The sequence below is a fragment of the Leptospira paudalimensis genome, assembly GCF_026151345.1.
Lineage (GTDB): Bacteria > Spirochaetota > Leptospiria > Leptospirales > Leptospiraceae > Leptospira_A > Leptospira_A paudalimensis.
The window spans coordinates 2,047,533-2,069,564 of record NZ_JAMQPR010000001.1; the positions used below are offsets into that span (position 1 = coordinate 2,047,533).

General features: G+C 39.6%; 18 protein-coding genes and 1 tRNA gene. 9 read left to right on the forward strand and 10 right to left on the reverse strand.

The window, feature by feature from the left end; translation table 11 throughout:
• Positions 1-30 precede the first annotated feature (30 nt).
• Positions 31-762, forward strand: coding sequence for a hypothetical protein (locus ND855_RS09580; RefSeq protein WP_265358158.1), 732 nt, complete (start codon positions 31-33; stop codon positions 760-762).
• On the opposite strand, the gene ND855_RS09585 is transcribed toward ND855_RS09580, so the two are convergent.
• Entirely contained in the window at positions 759-2,495 is a 1,737-nt protein-coding gene (locus ND855_RS09585) for a GAF domain-containing SpoIIE family protein phosphatase (protein ID WP_265358159.1), read from the reverse strand. The genes ND855_RS09580 and ND855_RS09585 overlap by 4 nt on opposite strands.
• Before the next feature lie 361 nt (positions 2,496-2,856).
• Here ND855_RS09585 and glnA point away from each other — a divergent pair, with 361 nt between their 5' ends.
• From glnA to ND855_RS09600, 3 genes are all read left to right on the forward strand, one after another.
• Positions 2,857-4,317 carry a type I glutamate--ammonia ligase gene (gene glnA / locus ND855_RS09590; protein ID WP_100716713.1) on the forward strand — a complete coding sequence of 487 codons (1,461 nt, stop codon included), beginning with the start codon at positions 2,857-2,859 and terminating at the stop codon, positions 4,315-4,317.
• Between the two features lie 112 nt (positions 4,318-4,429).
• Positions 4,430-4,506, forward strand: a tRNA-Met gene (locus ND855_RS09595).
• Positions 4,507-4,525: 19 nt separating this feature from the next.
• On the forward strand, positions 4,526-4,816 hold the full coding sequence (locus ND855_RS09600; RefSeq protein WP_100716712.1) for a Cys-rich protein: 291 nt from the start codon (positions 4,526-4,528) through the stop codon (positions 4,814-4,816).
• Positions 4,817-4,951: 135 nt separating this feature from the next.
• Here the strand turns inward: ND855_RS09600 and ND855_RS09605 are convergent, their stop codons facing one another.
• On the reverse strand, positions 4,952-7,735 hold the full coding sequence (locus ND855_RS09605) for a chromosome segregation SMC family protein (RefSeq protein WP_265358160.1): 2,784 nt from the start codon (positions 7,733-7,735) through the stop codon (positions 4,952-4,954).
• Between the two features lie 78 nt (positions 7,736-7,813).
• Between ND855_RS09605 and ND855_RS09610 the strand changes: the two genes are divergently transcribed.
• Positions 7,814-9,691 carry a motility associated factor glycosyltransferase family protein gene (locus tag ND855_RS09610; RefSeq protein WP_265358161.1) on the forward strand — a complete coding sequence of 626 codons (1,878 nt, stop codon included), beginning with the start codon at positions 7,814-7,816 and terminating at the stop codon, positions 9,689-9,691.
• On the opposite strand, the gene ND855_RS09615 is transcribed toward ND855_RS09610, so the two are convergent.
• The 5 genes from ND855_RS09615 to ND855_RS09635 are packed head-to-tail and all read right to left on the reverse strand — an operon-like array spanning position 9,655 to position 15,751.
• The gene (locus tag ND855_RS09615) at positions 9,655-10,284 is read right to left on the reverse strand and encodes a hypothetical protein (RefSeq protein ID WP_265358162.1); all 630 of its coding nucleotides are present in this window, start codon (positions 10,282-10,284) and stop codon (positions 9,655-9,657) included. The two genes, ND855_RS09610 and ND855_RS09615, sit on opposite strands and share 37 nt — an antisense overlap.
• Positions 10,274-10,894: a glycerol-3-phosphate 1-O-acyltransferase PlsY gene (gene plsY, locus ND855_RS09620; RefSeq protein WP_265358163.1), complete on the reverse strand. Its 621-nt coding sequence runs from the start codon at positions 10,892-10,894 to the stop codon at positions 10,274-10,276. Before plsY ends, ND855_RS09615 begins: the two co-directional genes overlap by 11 nt.
• The gene (der, locus tag ND855_RS09625; RefSeq protein ID WP_135662870.1) at positions 10,891-12,243 is read right to left on the reverse strand and encodes a ribosome biogenesis GTPase Der; all 1,353 of its coding nucleotides are present in this window, start codon (positions 12,241-12,243) and stop codon (positions 10,891-10,893) included. Before der ends, plsY begins: the two co-directional genes overlap by 4 nt.
• Entirely contained in the window at positions 12,240-12,728 is a 489-nt protein-coding gene (gene smpB, locus ND855_RS09630; protein ID WP_002974168.1) for an SsrA-binding protein SmpB, read from the reverse strand. Before smpB ends, der begins: the two co-directional genes overlap by 4 nt.
• 5 nt (positions 12,729-12,733) lie before the next feature.
• The gene (locus ND855_RS09635) at positions 12,734-15,751 is read right to left on the reverse strand and encodes an AAA family ATPase (protein WP_265358164.1); all 3,018 of its coding nucleotides are present in this window, start codon (positions 15,749-15,751) and stop codon (positions 12,734-12,736) included.
• 81 nt (positions 15,752-15,832) lie between these two features.
• Between ND855_RS09635 and ND855_RS09640 the strand changes: the two genes are divergently transcribed.
• The 3 genes from ND855_RS09640 to pdxH are packed head-to-tail and all read left to right on the forward strand — an operon-like array spanning position 15,833 to position 18,446.
• Positions 15,833-16,930 carry a pyridoxal phosphate-dependent aminotransferase gene (locus ND855_RS09640; RefSeq protein WP_265359371.1) on the forward strand — a complete coding sequence of 366 codons (1,098 nt, stop codon included), beginning with the start codon at positions 15,833-15,835 and terminating at the stop codon, positions 16,928-16,930.
• Positions 16,931-16,956: 26 nt separating this feature from the next.
• Positions 16,957-17,811: a prepilin peptidase gene (locus ND855_RS09645; protein ID WP_265358165.1), complete on the forward strand. Its 855-nt coding sequence runs from the start codon at positions 16,957-16,959 to the stop codon at positions 17,809-17,811.
• A complete protein-coding gene (pdxH, locus tag ND855_RS09650; RefSeq protein WP_265359372.1) occupies positions 17,808-18,446 on the forward strand; it encodes a pyridoxamine 5'-phosphate oxidase in 639 nt (212 codons plus the stop codon). The genes ND855_RS09645 and pdxH overlap by 4 nt, the downstream gene beginning before the upstream one ends.
• Before the next feature lie 25 nt (positions 18,447-18,471).
• Here the strand turns inward: pdxH and ND855_RS09655 are convergent, their stop codons facing one another.
• Positions 18,472-19,680 (reverse strand): bifunctional 3,4-dihydroxy-2-butanone-4-phosphate synthase/GTP cyclohydrolase II, encoded by a 1,209-nt coding sequence (locus ND855_RS09655; protein ID WP_135591707.1) that lies wholly within the window; start codon positions 19,678-19,680, stop codon positions 18,472-18,474.
• A 118-nt stretch (positions 19,681-19,798) separates the two neighbouring features.
• On the opposite strand from ND855_RS09655, the gene ND855_RS09660 reads away from it, so the two are divergent.
• The gene (locus ND855_RS09660; RefSeq protein WP_265358166.1) at positions 19,799-20,179 is read left to right on the forward strand and encodes an STAS domain-containing protein; all 381 of its coding nucleotides are present in this window, start codon (positions 19,799-19,801) and stop codon (positions 20,177-20,179) included.
• 5 nt (positions 20,180-20,184) lie between these two features.
• On the opposite strand, the gene ND855_RS09665 is transcribed toward ND855_RS09660, so the two are convergent.
• On the reverse strand, positions 20,185-20,793 hold the full coding sequence (locus ND855_RS09665; RefSeq protein WP_265358167.1) for a riboflavin synthase: 609 nt from the start codon (positions 20,791-20,793) through the stop codon (positions 20,185-20,187).
• A gap of 3 nt (positions 20,794-20,796) precedes the next feature.
• On the reverse strand, positions 20,797-22,023 hold the full coding sequence (locus ND855_RS09670) for a bifunctional diaminohydroxyphosphoribosylaminopyrimidine deaminase/5-amino-6-(5-phosphoribosylamino)uracil reductase RibD (RefSeq protein WP_322113534.1): 1,227 nt from the start codon (positions 22,021-22,023) through the stop codon (positions 20,797-20,799).
• Between the last annotated feature and the right edge of the window lie 9 nt (positions 22,024-22,032).

A 22,032-nucleotide genomic window follows, 5' to 3' on the forward strand; every position in this document is an offset into this window, starting at 1 on the left:
AACTGGTCGATCCTCCGATATTTGAACCTGATGAAACAAGGATTTTTTAGCATTTGGATCGTTTGTATTTCCTTGTTTTCCCTTTCTTTAGGTGCCTGGGAAACAGACATCGATTACAATTATGAATACCAAAAAAACGGACCTTACACAAAATTTTCAGACTGGGTTCCGTATAAATTACACAAATGGGAGCCAAAGTACCTAGAAGATTTTTACGAATTGTACAACCTCAAACAACATTATAATGATAATGAACTACGAAAAAATATCTATTGGTTAAAAATCGCTTTAGGCAAACGATTCCGCCACCCAAAACACGCATTATGCGAAACTAAAACGGAACAAGAATACTATAAATATCGAAATTTGATGTTTATGCATATTAATATCCAAATCATGAGATCCTATATGCGACTTGGATCCAAATTTGACAAACGCCATGTTTACTTTTACAACCTAGACTTTGCCCATGAATTAAAAGAAAGTTTCACAGTGGCAGAGAGTTTTTACAAAGAAGCAATTCCCTATTGGGAAAAAGCAAAAGAATATGCGGACAAAGCCAATGAAGTGCCAGTGGATTTGGATTTAGGAACTATCGAAACCGAACGGTATGAAATTGTGACTGGCAAATTAGATTTTGGTCATATCATTGAAACACATTTAGACCGTTTGGATGGCAAAAAGAAAATTGTATCTGAGTATTTGGCAAAGTATCCTGAAGCGGATGCAAAAGCTCTCGATCTCATCGACCAAACCAATTAAAATTCTAAAAAGAGTACGGCTATATCATCATGGATGATTCGTTCCTTTTCCACAAGGCAATTGGCAATCATCTTTTTGATGAGGCTATCAGTATCTTCCGAAACCGAAATCATTTCTGAGAGTTCTTGTAAAAATACATCAAGTCCAATGTAACCGCCTGTTTCTTCTTCCAATTCATATATCCCATCGGAATAAAGTAAAAGACGATCGCCTTTTTCAAAAGTTTTGGAAATGTTTTTCCCTTTCCAATCATCAAGCAATAGAATCGGATACATTTCATCTTTTACAAATTTCATGACACGGTCTTTTTGGTTCCAAAAAACTCCTGGTGGATGGCCAGCAAAACTAAAATCGATCCTTCTTTCTAAAGGATAAATCCGCATCACACATGCAGAGATATGGTGTTTAAAAATGATGGTTTTGAGTTCAATATGCATCGCTTCCAAAATGGCAGCTGGTGAAGATTCCACAAATGAATGTTTTTTAAACGAAACAGCAGCGATACCAGAAACCAAAGCAGAGGAAATCCCATGCCCAGAGATGTCTCCAAAAAATATATCAATACAATCAGGTTTTGGTTTTTCATATAAAATTAAATCTCCCCCAATTTCATCATACGGTAAAAACCTAGATTCAATTTTTAAATTGGGAATCGTGCCAAAATCTTTTGCGACCCAAGCTTCTTGGGTGAGTTTTGCAAGTGCCAAGTCTTCTTTTACATCAGAATAAAATCTTTGTAGAATTTTTTCCTTTTTCATCAGTTTGATTTCGTTTTTGGCACGCACCAAACCTTGTGAAACAAACCCTGCAACTAAACCTAACATTTGCTTGGTTTCACTTGTCCAATCACCTAATGCTTGGTAAGTTGTGACTCCAAGGATTCCAATTAAATTCCCTTCATCCCTTAATCCAATTACCAAAATGGAACGAACTTCTGCTGATTTGAATAATTGTAAATGCCAAGGTTCATCGCTAAGTGCTCTTGTATCAGGAATATAAATCACGCCATCACCAGCAAGAACTCCTAACCTTTCCGGATTCATTTTAGCAATGGGAAGTTTTGTTCCTACCTCAAAAAGAGAGGGCACACCAAGAGACAACCATTCATGGCTAACCGATAAAAATTGTTTATCAGAAGATATCTCTGCAACAAACACCCTGTCTGCCTTTGAATACTTTCCTAATTCCTCCAAGGCAAACTGAATGGCATCGGAAACAAATTCTGCTTTGGTGTGTACAAACATTTTTGAAACTTCAGTCACGATTTGGGAAAACTGCAAAAGTCCCGAAAGTTTCGACTCAGACTCGCGAATGTTGGAGATTTCAATTTGTTGGCCCCAAATGCGAACCAGATGCCCATCTACAACTTGCCCATGGGAATTGATGAGATAAACACGAGGCAAAATGGATGCATTTTCTGTGTATTCGTAATCTTCTAATTGGTACGAATTCTCTATGAACTTACGGAGGAGATGGATACTCGTTAAGGAAACAATTTCTTTGAGGTATTTACCATTCACATCTTCCAAACTTCGGAATCCATTCAACTTAACCATGGCCAGGTTACATTCGCGCACCACAGAATGGTTCCAAATGTATTCCATCTGTTCTTCCAGTGGTAAAGAAATGGGCATGGGGATATCTAATTCGTAACACCAAATGGCGTCTTTCGAGTGGTGGATAAAACTCTCCAAGTGTTGGAAACGACCAAAATCTGGTTTGCGAGAGCTCATCGTCCTCTACAGTTTCTTTTCATCCTTTGATTGCCACAAAAAAAACATACATTGAAGGGTTTTCGAAAAAATTTCAATTTTGCAGAAAAAAAATCCTGATTCCATTGACCAAGGAAAGCCCTTTTCCTAAAATACATTGGAATGGCGGAGGCTTAGATACAGTGTATTATGCACATATTTTAAGCATTTATCATTTTAAATATGCAATCTGTTTCGTGTCTAAGCACCATTTTCAAAACAATCTGCTTAGAAACTCCACGAAACCCTTATATTTCGGTCGAAATGCCTTGGTATAAATCTTGCATTTAAAGTGGTAACAGATTACAACAATCAGACCGACCTCTGAACGAAGGAGAATCAAATGCAGTTCGCAACCCCAAAATTTACTTCCGGAAAGGAAGTGGTTGAGTATGCCAAAAAAAATGGAGTCCTTTTCTATGACTTCCGATTTACGGATATCAAAGGAATGTGGCACCACGTATCGTATTATGTGAATTCCGTAAATGAAGATACATTCAAAGGAATTCCTTTTGATGGATCTTCGATTGCTCGTTGGCAGCCAATCAATGCTTCCGATATGCAATTACATCCAGAAATTTCTACGGCATTTTTAGATCCGTTCACAGCAGACAAAACACTTGTTATGTTCTGTGATGTTTGGGATATCTACAAAAACCAATACTATGAAAAATGCCCAAGATCCATCGCGAAAAAAGCATTAGAATTCATGAATAAATCCGGAATTGCAGATACTGCATACTTTGGACCAGAAAATGAATTTTTCGTATTTGATAGTTTGAAAGTTCGTGATGAAATCAACTGCCAATACTATGAGTTAGATTCAAATGAAGGGATCTGGAACACTCACTCTGAAATTCCAGGTTCAAACAACACAGGAAAAATCAACTTTAACTCAGGACATCGTCCTGGAACGAAAGGTGGTTACTTCCCAGTAGCTCCAATTGACTCTCAAGTTGACCTTAGAGCAGAATTTGTAAAAACATTAGAAGCCATTGGAATGGAAACTTTTGTGGTCCACCACGAAGTTGCCCAAGCACAAGGTGAAATTGGTGTTAAATTTGGAACACTCATTGAAGCTGCAGACAATGTTCAAAAGCTAAAATACATCGTTAAGATGGTTGCTCATAAACACGGAAAAACTGCTACCTTCATGCCAAAACCACTTTTTGGTGATAATGGTAATGGTATGCACGTTCATATCTCTCTTTGGAAAGGTGGAAAAAACCTTTTTGCAGGAGACAAATACCAAGGATTATCTGACTTCGCATTTAACTATGTAGGTGGAGTACTTAAGTATGCAAGAGCATGTGCTGCGTTTACAAATGCATCCACTAACTCTTACAAACGACTCATCCCAGGATTTGAAGCACCATCGATATTAGCTTACTCTGCACAAAACCGTTCTGCTTCTTGCCGTATCCCTTTTGTGAGTGGCGAAAAAGCAAAACGTGTGGAATTCCGATTCCCAGATTCTACAGCTAACCCATATTTGGCGTTCGCTTCTCTCCTTATGGCTGGTATGGCTGGTGTGGCTGAAAAGATTGATCCAGGTCCTGCACGTGAAGAAGATCTTTTTGAACTTTCATTGGATGAAATCCGTGAAAAAGGAATCCGCCAAATGCCTCACACACTTCGTGAAGCAATGGAAGAGATGCTTGCTCAAAGAGAAATCTTCAAACAAGGAGATGTTTTCACTGAAAACTTCTTACAAACATACCAACACTATAAGTTTGAAACAGAAATTTGGCCATGGGAAGGTCGCCCTCACCCATACGAATTCCTCACTACTTACTCTTGCTAAGAGAAAAAGCCCCGGTAACCCCGGGGCTTTTTTTTCTTTACCATTCCCTATCCATTCAAAAAATGACAAAAGAACTAAAGATTTAGTTCAACCAAACGATCTAAGGTTATAGGGCGAGGTAGCTCAGATGGTTAGAGCACAGGATTCATAACCCTGAGGTCACGGGTTCGACTCCCGTCTTCGCTACCAAAGATCGAGAGGACAAGGTATGAACAAAACAAACCGTTTGTTTTCCATTTTGGCTCTGGTGTTATTCACCGGATCCATCCAAGCAGCAGATTTTCCAAAGTGTAAAGAAGCTTGTGATAAGTTTTACAATTGTTCGGTCCAAGTGAATCCGAATGCAACAGAAGAACAAAAATCAACTCTCCGTAGAGGTTGTGAGTTCAATTGTAACCGACCTAAATACTACAATAAAATTGCGAGTTGCCTCACAGCAGGTGACAGTTGTAAAGCCTTCTCCACTTGTATCATGAAAGAGATGCAAGCAAACAAATAGAATTTCCGTAGTCTTACGTCAGATTCGAATCGAAAGAAAAACCTAGGGGATCACTCTCCTAGGTTTTTTTATCTCCAGACCAATTCCGAGGTTTTTTATCCAATCGGATTGTTCATTTTTAGGACTTATCTGTTGTTAATTCTCAGTTCCAGTTTTTTGGGAAATTTGTTTCGAGAAGGATTTTGCTTCATCCAAACGTAACGAAAGGATCTTGGAGATCCCAGGTTCTTCATTGGTGACTCCAAAAATCGCATTGGCCCTTGAGATGGTGGACTGTGCGTGAGAAACAACGATGAATTGTGTTTTGTCTTTGAAACGGTCTAGGATTTGGCAAAAACGAAGTTTGTTTGCTTCGTCAAGAGCCGCATCAATCTCATCCAAAAAGCAGAATGGACTTGGTTTCACCATATATATTGCAAAAAGAAGTGCAATCGCTGTGAGTGATTTTTCACCACCAGATAACAAACGTAAGTTTTGAACATGTTTCCCTGGAGGTTCCGCCATAATTTCTACTCCAGAATTCAAAGAATCTTCCTTTTCGGTAAGTTCAAGAGTAGCTCGTCCCCCATTGAACAATGTCGAGAATGTTTCTTGGAAGTTTTCTTTGATTCGTTCAAAGGTCAATTGGAAGAGTTTTTCAGACTCTTCATTGATTCGTTTTAACACTTCTTCGATGTCTTTTTTAGAACTTTCAATGTCTTGTTTTTGTTTTAGGTTGTGTTCGTAAATTTCTTTGATATTGCGATACTCTTCTATCGCAAGAGGGTTGATGGAACCTAGGAGTTGGATTTCTGATTTGGCAGAACGAAGACGTCTTTCTTCTGCTTTTTGTTCCAATTCTAAACCTCCCCTTTCTGCTTCTAGTTCCGAATCCGTTAAGGAATAATCATTGTACAACTCTTCCACGAGGGAATCAATTTGCACTTTCAGTGCGGAACTAGTTCGTTCTTTTTCGGATAATAATGGTAAAAGATTTTGGAAGACTTCTTGGTTTTTCGAAATATTCGATTTGATTCCAGAAATTTCTTCCACTAAACTTTGTAAGGTTTCCTTTTCGGATTCCAAAATCCGACTCATCGAAAGGAATTCTTGGTAGGCTTCTTCAATTTCTTTTTCTAAGAACTCAACTTCCTTCTCTAAACTTTCCTTTTTCTCACGGATCACAGATTCTTGTTCTTTGGCACCAGAGATTCGCAATTGGATTTCTCCGATCCTTTCTTCCAGGACAGAGATCTCCTTTTGTTGGTTTTCTAATCTTGAATTGGATTCTAATAGTTTTTTCTCTAATTCTACAATTTGGGTTCTTGTTTCTTCCCACTGATTACGATAGAGAATGATATTACTTTGGTTGTCTCGAATTCCACGTGTTAGGTTTTCATTTTCTAGGATTAAATCCTCAATTTCTTGGTCGATGGATTCTTTTTTGGATAAAATCCCATCTTTATCAAACAGAAGGTTTCTGAAATCATCTTCCTTTTTGAGGAAATCACTGAGTTTTTCCGAATACAGATCCAATCGAATTTCTTTTAAAACAACTTTTGCTTCATTCAGTTTTGAATCTTCTAAATGATTGAGTGCAAATTGTAATTTGGATTGGAATTCATTAGTAAGAGATACGAGCTCCAATTTGTTTTGGTTTCGGATCTCCTCGCCTTCTTTGGATTCTCTTTTTTTATTCTCCAACTCTTGGATGAGTTCAAGGATGACTGTTTTTTGTTTTTCGCGAAGGGTGATATGTCGTTTTTCATTTTCCCCGATGCGAGTTTCTTTTTCTTCGATCGCCTTTTCTTCTTCTTTGATGGAAAGTTCCAAAGAAACACGTTTGGATTCTAATTCTGTAATTTCTTCTTGGAGAGTTGCTTGGATTTCCCTTTGGCGTTCGTTTTCAAGCTCAATTGCCTTTTTTTCCACTTCCAATTTGATGGTCGCTTGGTTTTCCAATTCTAAGGAAGATAGGATTTCACCAATGCGTAATTCATATTCTTGGATGAAGGTTTTGTTTTTGGCGATTTTTTCTTTTTGGATTTGGCTTTTGGAAAGATGATCGAATAATTTTTTATCAATCTCTGCAATTTCTCTTTCTTTTGCTTCTTTGATTGTTTCCTTTTCCGAAATCAAATTGGTTTCGTTTTGGATGAGGGATAAAATCGATTTATTTTTTTCTCGGATCTCTTGTAGTTCTTCATCTGATTTTTTCATCCGACGTTTAAAGTCTTTAAGCTTTAAATAGCGTAAATTTTTATCGGATTCATCTAAATCAGATTTGAGTTTGAAGTATTGTTCTGCTTTTTCGGATTGTTTTTCTTTAACTTCCAAATCCTTTTGCATGGAACTCATGATGTCATGGATCCGAAGAAGGTTTTGGTTTGTGTCTTCTAATTTTTTTGTCGCTTCTTTGCGGTCTAATTTAAAACGAGAAACCCCAGCTGCCTCTTCAAAGATAGCACGTCTTTCTTCTGGTTTGGAATTAAGGATTTGGTCCACTCGACCTTGTTCTAAAATACTATAACTGGATTTCCCAATCCCTGTATCGAGTAAGGTTTTTTCGATGTCCTTTCTTGTGGTGCGGATATCATTTAAATAGTATTCGTTTTCGCCGTCAGGGTAAAGCCTACGTGTGATTTTGACGGAAGGGTAATCGATATTAAAAAAACGGTCATCGTTGTCGAAGAGGATGGACACTTCGGAAAACCCAGCAGCTCGCCTACTCTCTGTTCCATGGAAAATGACATCGTCCATTTTTTCGCCGCGTAAACCTTTGGCACTTTTTTCACCAAAAACCCATTTAACGGAATCGACAATATTTGATTTTCCCGAACCATTAGGTCCGACGACTGCGGTAAACCCTGGATCAAAATTGATCTCGGTCTCATCTGCAAATGTTTTGAATCCAACAATGTTTAGGCTTTTTAAATGCATATCTGTTTTGCCGTTTGATTTCCTTGTTTCCCAGTTGACAGGTCTTGAGAGACATAAGAAAAAACCTTAGATAGTATTATGTCCCAAATGATCGATCCGATTTCCAGTGAAATTTTTGAACGGAAGCCATACTTACAAAATTATTTCAAAAACTTTCAGTCTGTTCAAAACTGGGAATTACACAGAGCGAAGAAAGATGGGGAATATTATGTCTCATTAGATGGGAACCCACTCTCTTCTTCCTTCTCTCCCCTAACACAAGCCACACGACTCTTGGACACCTATTCTTTAAAACAAACTGATGTAGTGATCTTATTTGGACTTGGAAATCCTCACCTCCTAACAAGTGTCAGTGAAAAATTAAACCCAGGCCAGATCTTAATTTTTGTGGGAGAGGACGAAACACTGGTTCCCATTTTATGGGATCCAATTCTTAAATCCATTTTACAAGTGCCGGGAAGGCATTTGTTTTCGGGAGAACTCTTTTATCCGCTTTTTTTCAATTACTTAGAATCCCTTCCCATTGAACGAGTGAGTGGACTTAAAATCATTCGGAATCCAACAGACACAAACCGAAATCCCATTTACAAAGAATTGGAAGACAAAACCCAAACTGTATTTTCAGCCAAGATGAGTGACCTACTCACCAAGTTTGAGTTTGAAAGGTTATGGATTAAAAACAGTGTGTTTAATCTTGTTCATGCCGAAAAAAATCTTCCAGTCAAATTCCCAATCTCCAAACTTCGTGACAAGTTTAAAGGACTCACCGCCGTACTCGTATCAGCTGGTCCTAGTTTACGAAAGAACCTATCTTGGTTACAAGAAGTAAGAGACAAAGTATTTGTTCTGTCTTGTGATACTTCACTGAAAGTTCTCATCAAAGCGGGAATCAAAGCAGATGGAGTGGTCACACTCGATGCCCAAACCAATTCCTTTTTTCATTTTATGGGTGAATCCCTCGGAGACATTCCCCTTTTTGCCGACCTAGTGAGTTCCCCGACCCTTCTCCGAGAACCAATGTTTACATCCGTTGTCCATTCGGTGACTGCAAAATACCAAGTGGATGCGGAAGGATCCCTTGTCAGGGAAGTTACAGCTGGTGGGGAACTCGCTGAACATGTATTCCATGATGTGGGTGATATCCAATCAGGTGGGTCTGTGGCCACAACTGCCTTTGATATGTTACGTTTTATGGGATTTGGCAGTGTCTACTTTCTTGGCCAGGACCTTGCGTATTCAGGACGTGAAATCCATTCCACAGGTACCCATCATAATGAAAAATGGTTAATGCAAGTTAGTCGCAAAAATAGCCTCGAACGGATCAATGAAGTCATCATCCGGAAACGCGAAACTCGTTACGTTCCTTCTTGTAGTGGAGGCGAGGTATTAACGGATTATGTTCTCGATTTGTACCGTCACTGGTTTGAAGAGTCCGCCACAAGCGTGCAAGAAATGTCACTTTGGAATGTAAATGAAGACGGGGCAAAGATGGAAGGGATCCCCTCCCTTTCTCCCAAGGCCGCGAAAGATAAGTTAAGCCTAATTCCCAATCACAATTACCCATGGCGTGAGTTTTCCATTTGGTCGGGAAAAGTAAATGGCCAGAAAAAAGGAGGTACCCAAAAAGGAATCACCTCACAAGGAACCATACACAATAGTGGCGAGGCACTTTTTCGAAAGATCAAAACAGATCTAACCTTCATCGAATCCAAACTGAATGCATTTGAAAGTGAATCTTCTGCATCGTCCTTCCAAGATTCGGAGATATGGATTTGGATGCAAAGTGAATCCTATTTACGGAGACTCATCCGCAAAACAGAAATTTATTTGTTACGCCACAAAGATTTAGATCCAAAACGAAAAAACCAAATTCTAATCCAGTCCATCCGAAAGGAGATCCGGTATTTAAAACGAAGTCTTTATCCGATGATGGATTCGTTTCCGGAAAAAGGATGAAAGACAGCATTGTCTTCAAACTCAGGAAAATAATCGAAAAATAATTTTTGAGAAACCACTCGGTATGCAAAAGGATTTTTTTCCGCATAACCATCTGTATGTGGTAGAGCTGGTAATTGGTGGAAATTGATACGCTCTTCAAAATTAATAAAATCACGTCGAGTGAGTTCCGGTCGAAGTTCCAGGACAGTTTCTTTTAATAAATTCCAATCCAGTTTAAAACTCATCCGAGCCCCACGAAAGGCAGGAGAACGTTCGAGTAAATTGACAATCCGTTTGACTGGACAATCCATATGGTAGTACTTCGTGAGGTATACTTTTACATACCTTGCCGCAAGACCAACAGGTTCCCAAACAAATTCTGATTCTACATTCGCTTCTTCTTCTTTTTTGATTTCGCTAAGGACTAAGTGTAACTCTGGAATCGAAAGTTTTCCGGTCATGAGGAGAGTGGATTCATCCATTCCAAACTCACCATAATACAACCATTTGTAAAAGTCTTGGATTTCTGCCTCTGGATGGTCTTCTACAAACTTGGTAATGAGAAAGAGTTTTTCTTTCTGCGAGAGTGTGGATTCCCTTTCATTTTGCATCTTGAGAAGCTCTCAGTTCCTTTCCTGAAATGAGACGTTTGATATTCTCCCGATGGGAATAAGTGATGAGAAAAAAAGTAGCAACTAACACAAAAAAGATGATCGGCTGGTAGTCGGCACTAGGTAATACCTTGGAAGAACCAAAGTACCAAAGAGGCATGGAAAGTGTTGCCAGGATAGACCCTAAAGAAACAAATCCAGAGATTTTATAGACAATCAAAAAGATCACAATTGCACAAACTGTCACAATGGGAACTAGGGTCATGTACACCCCAAGGGCAGTTGCGACACCTTTTCCACCTCGAAAGTGGAGAAAGGGTGTGAAGGTATGTCCAAGGATAGCGACGGAACCGAGTAGGATTTCCGTTGTTGTAAGAGAATAAGGGGAATCAATGTAAGAGGCAGAGATGACGGGGATGGAACCTTTCAGAGCATCGAGAAGCAGAGCTAAAAATCCATACTTCCAACCAATCACTCGGCCTACATTTGTGGCACCGATATTTCGGCTACCGTGCTCACGGATATCAATCCCTCGCACTTGTTTGGCAAGGATAAACCCCACCGGAATGCCACCAAAAAGGTAACTGAATAGGATTGCGGCAAGAATCATTCCCTGCCCTCCTTTCCTTCGTTTCTGTTACGGAGTTCGATCTCAACCGCAAGGCCGTCGAGTCCAAATTCCTTTACTATACTCTTTCGGTAGAAACTCAAAATATTTGAGGGAAAGAGTTTTGTGTCGTTCACGAAGAACAATATTTTAAAAGGGATCTGCGAGACCTGGGTGGCGTAATACACCTTCGGAGGTCGGTTCGATGCCTTCTGTACCTTATTTTTTCCCCCCCACTTGCTTAACCAGTCATTTAATTGGCGAGTCGTGAGCTTTTTTTGGGACTTTTCAAAGAGGGAAACCACTTCTTCTAAGAGTTTGTGGGTGCGGAGTTTTTCCTTAGCAGAAAGAGAGAGGAGCGGGCGTTCTTTGAGTATGGAAAGTTTTCCTTCCATTCGGTCTTTGTAGTGTTTCCAGGAATTGGATTCTTTTTCAGGGACTAGGTCCCATTTGTTCACCGCAACGATCATGGGTTTTCCCAGTTCTTGGATTTCCCCGAAGATTTTTTTATCAAATTCACCAAGGCCTTTCATGGCATCTACGAGAAGTACGACCACATCAGCTTCACCTAAACTATGTAAGGTTCTTTTATACGAATAAAATTCTAAACTTTCGCCTGTTTTGGATTTCCTTCGGATCCCTGCTGTATCGATGATTTCCAATTTATGGTTTTGGAAGTAAAACTGATCAGATACTGAATCCCTTGTGGTGCCAGGAACATCACTCACCACTGCTCGTTTGTAACCAAGAAATGTATTGAGAAGAGACGACTTACCAGAGTTTGGTTTCCCGATGATGGCAATTTTGCAATACGGGTCTTCTTGGGTTTTAATTTTGTCTGGTAGGAAAAAATTAATTTTTTGGTAGAGTAAATCAAAATTGCGGCGCCCAAGGGCAGAGATCGGAAGCAGTTCGTTTAACCCCAGTTTGTAAAATGGTTCCAGATCATATTCATCTTGTTCGGTATCCACTTTGTTGATAAGGGTAAGTACATTTTTACTTTTAAGAATTTCATCTTTTTTGAAAAGATCGATCAGTTTGTGATCATATTTTCGTAAGTCTTTGTGATCAATGACATGTAAGATAAGATCAGAATTACGCAAATGTTCAAAAGCTATTTCGATGATTTCTTTTGAGATTTCATCGATGTTCTCAATATCAAGTCCTGGTGTATCAGACAAGGTAAATGGAATTTTAAACTCAGAACGTTCGACTGTTTTTTGCAAAACGTCACGTGTAACACCTGCTGTGTTTTCTGTAATGGCACTTTGTGCTCGGAGTATGGCATTAAATAATGTGGATTTCCCCACATTTTGTCTACCGACTATGGTAACAACGGGAAGTCCCTTCATTTGCGTAAATGTTCCTTCATGGCTCTTTCCATATCGATTTTGGCTTCCTTCTTTTGGATATCGTCACGTTTGTCATATAATTTTTTTGGTTTGGCTAAAGCGACGTCAATCTTCACCAAACGGTTGTTCTTAAAGAAACAACGTGTGGCAACAAGCACAAGCCCCTTCTCTTTGATGGAACGGTCTATCTTTTCAATTTCTTTTGCTTTGAGGAGGAGTTTTCGTGGGCGAATCTCAGGGTGGTTCGCATAACCTCCGTTTTTGTAAGGAGGGATTTGAAAGTTTTCTAAGAATACTTCCCCATTTCTCACTTTGGCAAAACAATCAGTAAGGTTTCCCTTTTTTTCTCTTAGGGATTTTACCTCAGATCCTGTGAGAACAACACCAGCTTCGAACGAATCTAGCAGTTCGAAATTGAACTTTGCCTTTTTGTTGATTAAAGGATCGGTTCCGCGTGGTTTATCGTCTTTTTTGGTTTTGCCCATATGGATTATTGTCTTAAGGAATGGTGGATTTGGACAAGCCTTGCAATTTCTGCCCCAATGAGATTTGGCATCGAATAAAAATTGTCAGCCGTAATCTGAAGCGAGTCGTGGAACACATGTTCTGCAATGTAACGAGAACCAAGTCCTACCCCTAAAAATACATAATTTTTCTCTTCGTTTTTCAGTACAGCTTCTTTCATTTTTCTCGTGTCAAAAGAAGCGAGTTCGTCCTCAATGTAGGTCTTTGCCCTCTGGCCTCGGAAGTCAGATAGGATGACTATGATTTTGGTTTGGGCATCTGGTGAAAAATAACGTTCACAATTCGAAAGGACTTGGAATTCAGGGATGCTGTCCCCTTGCCAATTTTTACAAAGGGCACTGAATACTTCCTCTTCCTTCTCGGGGGTGTAGTCTTCTTCTGCTGATTTCAGATTAAAAATATCCACAGTGTCTTTTGAGTTTTTGATATCACAGAAGGTATGAACACTTGTTTTGATATCATGTTCATTCAGAATATGCAAACTCACAAGTAGGGCTGATAACATCGCAATCGAATACTCAAAGTTAAAGATCCTTCTACATTTGGAAACAAGGAAGGTGACCTCTACCCCTTTCAGCTTTTCATCATTTTTTTCGATGGTGGTTTTATCGAAGATTTTGGTATCACCCCTTCCACTTTTGTAAGAGATGTACTTCCTTGCGTCCACTCTTGAACCTTCGTTTTTGTACATGCGGTGGATGTCAATTTCAGGATCAAAGAGTTGCTCTAGGTTGAGTTCGACTTCTTCGAGCTCTTTTCCAAACACCGATTTAAATTCTTCGAGACCCACCATGATGGAATAATCCCAAAGCAGACGGCGTTTTTTTAAGAATTGTTTATAGAGTTCTTCGGTGCGGTAACCCCAAGCACCACCACCACCTTGTGGTTCTCCTTGGCCTTGGTTTCCCTGTGTGTCCTGGCCATACCAAGCATCAGGTCCTTCTTTGGTTCCTCCACCTGTTTCGGGTGTATTAATCTCAATTCCCCGTTTGGTTTCTTCACCAGAGTTTAATTTTTTCGCAACACCTGTGAGGGGATCCCGTTTGTGAAGTTCAGGATCCCACCAATTTTTACGATTTAGCCCTGACTCAACGGTAAATGTTTTTTTTTTCTCTTCGATTTCCTCGAAGAGTGTTGAGACCACTTCTACACCAGAGAGGTAACCCTCTAACAGGCGTTCCAGTTCCTTTCGTTCCTTAGGATCGGCAATTTGGTTCGTGTAATAAATTTTTCCACCCCGAATGGCAATGTCTTTTACATCGGTTTGGTTGTAACGATAGATATGGTTTTTCCATTTGAGAAGGTTTGCGATCCCAAATCGGTAAGGCATAAGGTTTGCCGAACCAATCGTACGTTTTTCCGAAAGTTCTTTTACTTTGAGGTGAAACCGTGCAAGAGATCTAGGTAACACCCCTTCTGGTAAAAAGAATTCCAAAATTTCTTCTAAGACTTTTACATCTTCCAACTCAGGAAATAAAATCGGTGTAAAACGGTTACGGAAGGCACGAGAGATCGTTGTCACAGACTTAGAAGCACGAAAGGACTTCATCCCAAAAACCACAGAGGTTTCTGTCAGTTTGACAGGAAGGTATTCTCCAGACTCTGGTGGCAGAGTGAGAGACCTTGCATCATCCGTTAACATATTCATTTTTTCAACAAGTTCTGCCCCAGCCGATTCTAGACCAGAGATAAGGATGATATGGCCATTTCGGATAGCACGCGTTAGTGGTCCATCAACCCAAGTAACACTTTCAATATTTCCTTCTTCTGTTGGTTTTAAGGCACCCACCACATCCGAAGTATGCATCCCTTTGGATAACATCACGGATTCAATTTGGATGCCTGTGAGTTCTGTAAAGAGAGGTAAAAATTCTTGTGGGTCCTGGTCTTCTCTGTATTCGATAAGGATGTTTTCTTTTGCTTGGATGGCGGTAAACACTTGGTCCAGGAAATGAAGGATGGGTTCTGGTGTAGGGTATTTGGAAAGAAGGGAGATCGTTTTTGTTTCGTCCCAAGTTTTGATTTCTTTGTCATTCCAGAAGATGGTAGATCCTTGTACATACCCTTTGGTAGGAACGAGTTTTACGGCACCACCAAACTCCGATTCAATGAGTTCTCTTTGTTTGTCACGGTCTTCTTTTTTACGGAATGGTTCCTCAAAGAGATACAAGGCTTCGCGAACCGAAACCGTTTTGTCTTTTGCACCAAATAATACCAATCGGTTGCAATACTTTTGGAGCTTACGTAAATTAAAATGGTATTTTTCTAAATCCCCTTTTCCAACTTCACCAGATTTAATTCGTTTTTCCGATTCGATACTGATGCGAATGATTTGTTTTAGAACCTCTTCCGATAACATGGGATAAAGTTTTTTTAAGATATAAAACATCTCATCGGGAGTATACGGATCAACATAAACAACTGCAAAATGTTTGGTAATATCGAAGGGTAAGGGTTTACGACCTTCAAATCCTTCACTTGGGTTTTGGGTTCCAATAAACCAAAAACCCGTTTTGCCTTTGACTCGTTCCCCACTGCCCTCGAGTAAGTCGAGGTAATTGGATTCATAGACAGAGGAAAATCGTTTGATGATGTTTGGTGCACAGAGGTTCATCTCATCGGCCACAAAACTTAAACCCTCGGAAAGAGCATTGGTAAGTGGACCGTTCGACCAAGTAAAACCCTTCCCATCGAGAAGGATACGATACGATCCAATCAAATCTTCTGGGAGTGTGTCCTCATTAAAACTGAACCGAAGTGTCGGTTGTTTCCGAAGCGAATTGATATAATAGATTAAAGCATTTTTTCCAACACCAGCATCTCCGACGAGGAGGACTGGCATACCTTCGAGCATGGGGTAAAGGATTTTTTGTAAGGTTTGTTTCACCGAGTCAGTTTCAACAAGGCTAGAAGGGAAAACGGGAAATTTTTCGGAGTGCGGGAGAACCGGCACTTTCACATCGGCGATGGTTACAAATTCCATATCCTTCAGATTTCTACTCAATTCCAGGGTGTAAACCAAATTCTATTGACCCGTACCTCCCCAAAAAACCATGATGATTCCATGGAATTTGCCAATAGAATGAATGGGATCGACTCCTCCCCCATCCGAAAAGCCTTTGAACTTGCAAGGAGCATCCAAAACCCGATCAATTTGAGTATCGGACAACCTCACTTTCCTTGCCCACCTAACATTATTGAAGCGATGAATAAAGCTGCTATCGAAGGAAAAACTTCTTACACTCTTACCGCGGGGATTCCAGAATTAAAAACGGCCATGGCCGAAAAATACAGAACCCAAAATCATATGAAGTATGCCCATGAAGACAGAATCCTTGTGACTTCGGGGATTTCTTCAGCACTCTTTTTATTGTTTAATGCTCTTGTGAACGAAGGCGATGAGTGCCTCGTGATCTCTCCTTATTTTTTAATGTATCCTGCCATGCTTAAGTTTTACGGAGGAAAGGTTGTCCCTCTTTCCGAAAACTTTACTCCAAATGATGTTGAGGCACTAAAAAACCGAAAATTCAAACTCATCATCTTTTCCAATCCATCGAACCCAACAGGAAAGGTTTTATCCAAAGAACAACTCCGGGCTCTTGCCAATTTAGCGGAAAACACGGGAGCATACCTCATCAGTGATGAAATTTATGAACTTTTCGATTTTGATGGGAAGTTTTTTTCCATCGGAAGTGAGTATGAAAAAACCATCACTCTCACTGGCTTTTCCAAAACCTATAATATGACAGGGCTTAGACTTGCAACCATCCTTGCCGAAGACAAAGTCATCAAGGCACTTACCACCTTACAGCAATATACTGTTGTTTGTGCGCCATCCATCACACAGTGGGCAGGAATCGAAGCTTTAAAAACCGACATGAGCACTTATATTCAAGATTATAAAGAAAAACGTGATTTTGTATACGAATCCTTAAAAGACCATTACCCTATTCAAAAATCGGGAGGTGCCTTTTATTCTTTTTTCCAAGTGCCTTGTGAAGATGAGGAGTTCATCAAACGTGCTGTGAAAAAAGATTTAATCCTTGTTCCTGGGTTTATCTTCTGCGATTCCAAAAACTATGTCAGACTTTCTTTTGCCACCGAATGGGATACACTCAAACGTGGGATGAAAGCCTTACAAGAATTGGCAAAAGAATCATAATTCGGTTACTGGATTCGGCATTCACTGTGGACTTTTTCGAAGATACAAATTGGTTTTTTCTTTGGAAACTTTCCACAGTCACCATCTTGTTTTTGTTTGGTGGTGCACTTGCTAGTTTTTATACCACACTCGCTGACCGAATTTTATATTACTGTTATGAAAAAGGAAGAAAAGAGTTCCAAGGTTTCAAACGTTGGCAAGTAATTTTTACAAAACCAAGCCACTGCCCCGAATGTAAAACTCCCATAACCAAACTCTATTTGGTTCCCATTTTTGGTTGGTTTTTAACGAAAGGAAAATGTGATCATTGTCAGATCAACGTTCCCAAACTCTACCCCTTATCTGAATTTTTATTTGGAATCATTGCAGTGGTTGTGTATTCCATTTCTGATTCCCTTTTTGGTACAATTTGCCTTCTATTTTTATTTGGCCACCTTCTCATTTCCATGATGACAGATGCAAAAAAATTATCTCTCGATTATGAAAACCTTCCCTTCCTTTTCGGTTTTGGATTTTTGTCGAACTTCCTTTTGTTTGGTGAAACCATTGGACTCGAACATTTGTTTGTGTATTTGAGTTTTTTCGCTTTTTATCTTGTCATCTATCTCGTGTTTCGTGGTGGGACGGGTCTAGGGGACGTACTTTTTTCACCTGTTTTTGCTGCCATTGCAGGGAATCCCTTTTGGATCGTGTATCTGAATACATCCTATTTACTTGCCGTTACCTTTAGTTTGGTACTTCGAAAAAAAGGAGAACCACTCAAAGGAACAAAAGTTCCCATGGGACTCTATTTTTCGATTGGACTCTTTTTTACTTTTTTTTGCAAACTCATCGTTCACAATTATGAATGGGAAGGATTTTCAGATTTATGGAACCAATAAATGACCTAGCACATATGCGCCAAACATACAAACGTTCTGTTCTTTCAGAAAACACAGCTGGAACTGATCCTTTGGCACTGTTTTCCCTTTGGTTTTCCGAAGCAAAAGAAGAAGGAGAACCAGAACCCAATGCTATGAGCCTAGCCACGGTAGACAGAGATGGACAACCAAGCGTACGGATTGTACTTCTAAAAGGATTAATCCGTAATGAATTTCAATTTTTCACGAACTACCATTCTGATAAAGGCAAAAACATCAGTGAAAACAATCGAGTGGCTTTGAATTTTTTTTGGCCAAAACTAGAAAGGCAAATTCGCATTGAAGGGATCGCAAGTAAAATTCCAAAAGAAGAATCAGAACGTTATTTTGCAATTCGCCCAAGAGAATCGCAAATCGGAGCTCACACATCAAACCAAAGTTCGGTGGTGCCATCGAGAGAATATTTAGAAGAAAAATTTGCCTCACTTTCCAAAGAATGGGAAGGAAAGGAAATTCCGATGCCAGAGTTTTGGGGAGGGTATTCTGTATCCCCTACCAAAATCGAATTTTGGCAAGGAAGAGTAGGAAGATTACACGATCGCATTTTATTTGAAAAACAAAAACACGAGTGGCTTAGGTCAAGGCTCTCCCCATAATGAAGAGAGCTTATCGATTCGGTTCTTAACCGTGCAGGTTGAGCAGATGACCTAATTTTGTTTTTTTCGTCTGTAAATAACGAGAATTTTCTTCAACAGGATCAATTTCAATCGGCACTCTCTCCGTAACATGCAAATTGTATCCTTCAAGTCCTACAATCTTACGAGGGTTATTCGTGATGAGTTTCATCTGTTTTACCCCGATGTCTCGTAGGATTTGTGCCCCAATTCCATATTCCCTGAGGTCAGGAGCAAAACCTAATTTTTCATTGGCTTCTACTGTATCCAGGCCACCTTCTTGTAAGGAATATGCTTTTAGTTTATTGATGATTCCAATCCCACGTCCTTCTTGTCTCATGTAAAGTAGGACACCAGTTCCTTCTTTTTCGATCATTCGAAGGGCGTTATGAAGTTGAGGTCCACAATCACAACGTTGAGATGAAAAAATATCTCCAGTCAAACACTCACTATGCACTCTTACTAGTACTGGTTTATTTGGATCGATTTCACCTTTCACAAGAGCCATATGAATTTTATCATCAATCTGAGTGGAATATGCTTTGATTTTAAAATCACCAAACTCGGTTGGAAGATTTGCTTCTACTTCTAAGTGAATGAGTTTTTCTTTGTGTCGGCGGTATCGGATCAGGTCTTCGATGGTATATATATTTAGACCATGAGTTTTTGCAAATTTTTCCAAATCAGGAATCCTTGCCATTGATCCATCATCATTCATGATTTCACAAATGACACCACTTGGATAAAGACCTGCTAACTTAGATAAGTCGACAGCTGCTTCGGTATGACCCGCTCTTCGTAAAACACCACCAGTCACGGCTTGTAAGGGAAATAAATGACCTGGACGCATCAAGTCATCCGGTTTTGTATTTGGATCGAGTAAAACTTCAACTGTTTTTGCTCTGTCATGAGCAGAGATTCCTGTTGTTGTACCCTGTTTGGCATCAACCGAAACAGTAAAGGCAGTTCCATGTTTGTCACCGAGGGATAAATCATCGACCATTTTGCCAAGCCCCAGGCTCTGTAACCTTTCTCTCTCCATTGGGACACAAATGAGTCCCCGTCCATGGGTCGCCATAAAATTGATTTTGTCTTTGTCTGCAAATTGGGAAGCGCAGACCAAATCTCCTTCATTTTCCCTGTCTTCAGAGTCGACGAGGATGATCATTTTGCCTTGGCGGATTTCTTCGATTGCTTCTTCGATCGGACGTATCATGGGGAAAGGCCTCTATATACTAAAACTCTGAAAGCCGTTCCGAATTAAAGAAGATTCCCAAAGAAATTCATTGATTTTTCCTATTTCTTTTGTCTAAATGTTTCGATCGGAGGGAGCTTTGGAGCTAAAATTAAACACCACAGGGAAGATCAAAACGATAGAAATCGCAGGTAAGTTTGATATCGAATCAACAGAAGAATTTGAATCGATTTTTAACAAACTCATCGAATCCAGCCCAAGTCTTGTTTCGGTAGAAATGAGTCGGCTGGATTACATTGACTCTTCCGGAATTGGATCTCTCATCAAAAGCCTTAATTCCTTAAAAAACAAAAAAGGAAAACTCCTCCTCGTTGGAATGAAACCGATGATCCAAAACGTTTTCAAACTCGCTAAACTGGATATGTTTTTTGAGATTCTGAGTAGTTCCGATTTTCAAACGAGGTACGTCGACGGGGATTCTGATGATTCCGACATTGACGATTTACTAAAAAGAAATTAATTTCCTTACGATTCCCCTCTTTTTGCCAAATAGTTTTCAATGTATTTGGCAAGTACATCCACTTCCACATTGAGTTTTCCATCTACTTTCCAAAACTTCGCATTTGTTTTTTGCATGGTTTCTGGTATAAGGATGAGTTGGATTTTGCCATCTTCAATATCTACAACGGTTAAGCTGATTCCATCCAATGTGACGGAACCTTTTTTCACAAAAAACCGGCGTAGGTCTTCTGGGATCTCCACCCAAAACTCTTCGACTTCATTTTCAATTTGTTTTCGGCTGATGACTTTTGCAACTCCATCGACATGGCCTTGGACCATATGACCACCAAACCGTTGTCCCATGGCCATAGCTCGTTCTAGATTGACAACAGATCCTTCCCCTAATCTCGATAAGTTGGTTAGTTCCAAAGACTTAAAAGATGCATAAAACTGAAAAATATTCCCCAAATCAGAAAATTTGGTAACTGTCATACAAGCGCCATTGATAGCAATGGAATCACCTAATTTTATATCAGGATTCTCCCATTCTGTAACAACAGTAAATTGGATCCCAGAATCAATGGGTTCAATTTGGATGACTTTTCCAAGAGTTTCAACAAGGCCTGTAAACATAGTTTAAATTCTCCTTTTTGGTTTCCGAATGAAAATAGAATTGGAACCAATTGCAAATTCAGAGTGAATTGGTTCATTATGATACAAAAATGGAATTCCATCGGGAATCGATTTTTCCAAATTCCGTATCTCCAAAATACAATCTTCCTCTGCGAGTTCTTTCTCTAAAAAATTTGGGAAAAAACTTCCCGCCTCACATAACACAGTATTAATGCCAATTTTACCCAATGTTTGTAAAAACAAATTCCCATCCGTTTTTTCAATTGGAAATACAGGATGGGAAGAAAGGGTTTCAATTTTAGATTTGATTTGATCTGGTAAACCATTCCGAATACCAACACCATTTTCATTGTTAAGTTGGAAAAAAAGGCAAAGTTTTTTAGCATACCGTTCGTTCAGTTCTTCTTGTTTTTTCCAAAACGACTCACTGGGAAGGGCTTTCATGTCTAAAACAAAGACACGGTAAGGTTGGTATTTTTCTTCTTCTAATTGATGAGTTACAACAGATTCTTTCCCCCACTGAGAAAGTGCAGAAAACAAATGGCTAGCTGCGTCAAAAAATGGAATAAGTTCTGTAACTCGTTTGAGAATTCCAGCTATCTTAATCATAGAATCAGTGATTCTAAAATTTAACGATGGTTCGTCGACTTTTAATGTATTAGGACCCACTGCTACTGCATCAAATTTCCCACGTAACATTTGTAAATATATGTCTGAGTCTTCGCCACTGACTCTTTCTTTTCGATAATCAGAACTTGTATAATTCCCTTCTTTCGAAGTGGCAACTTTGATCCAAACCCAAGGGGATCCAGTTTTCATACGTTTGAGAAACCCTTGTAAAAAAGGTAAGGATGTATTTGCAAGAACGGGATCCAATCGAACTTGAATCCCCTTTTGTTTGTAAGAAGACCAATCTCCAGATGTAATTAGTGGATTTGGGTCCTTCCATCCCACAAGTAATTCTTTCGGTTGGTATTCTATCACCAAATCTCGGCAAGGTGGTGTTTTTCCAAAATGAGTACAAGGTTCAAGGCTAACAGATAAAATGGAATCTGAAGGGATTGGGTTGGGTCTAATTTGGGATTGGGAATGTTTTTTTGCAAATAAGGAGAAAAGTTCCCTTTCAGCGTGGTTTCCTCCAAATTCTTGGGTATGTGCTTTTTCTAACACATCCCCATTTTCATTGGTAAGAACTGCTGAGACAGGGGGGTTTCCACCGGTTTTGCCCATGGCAAGAAA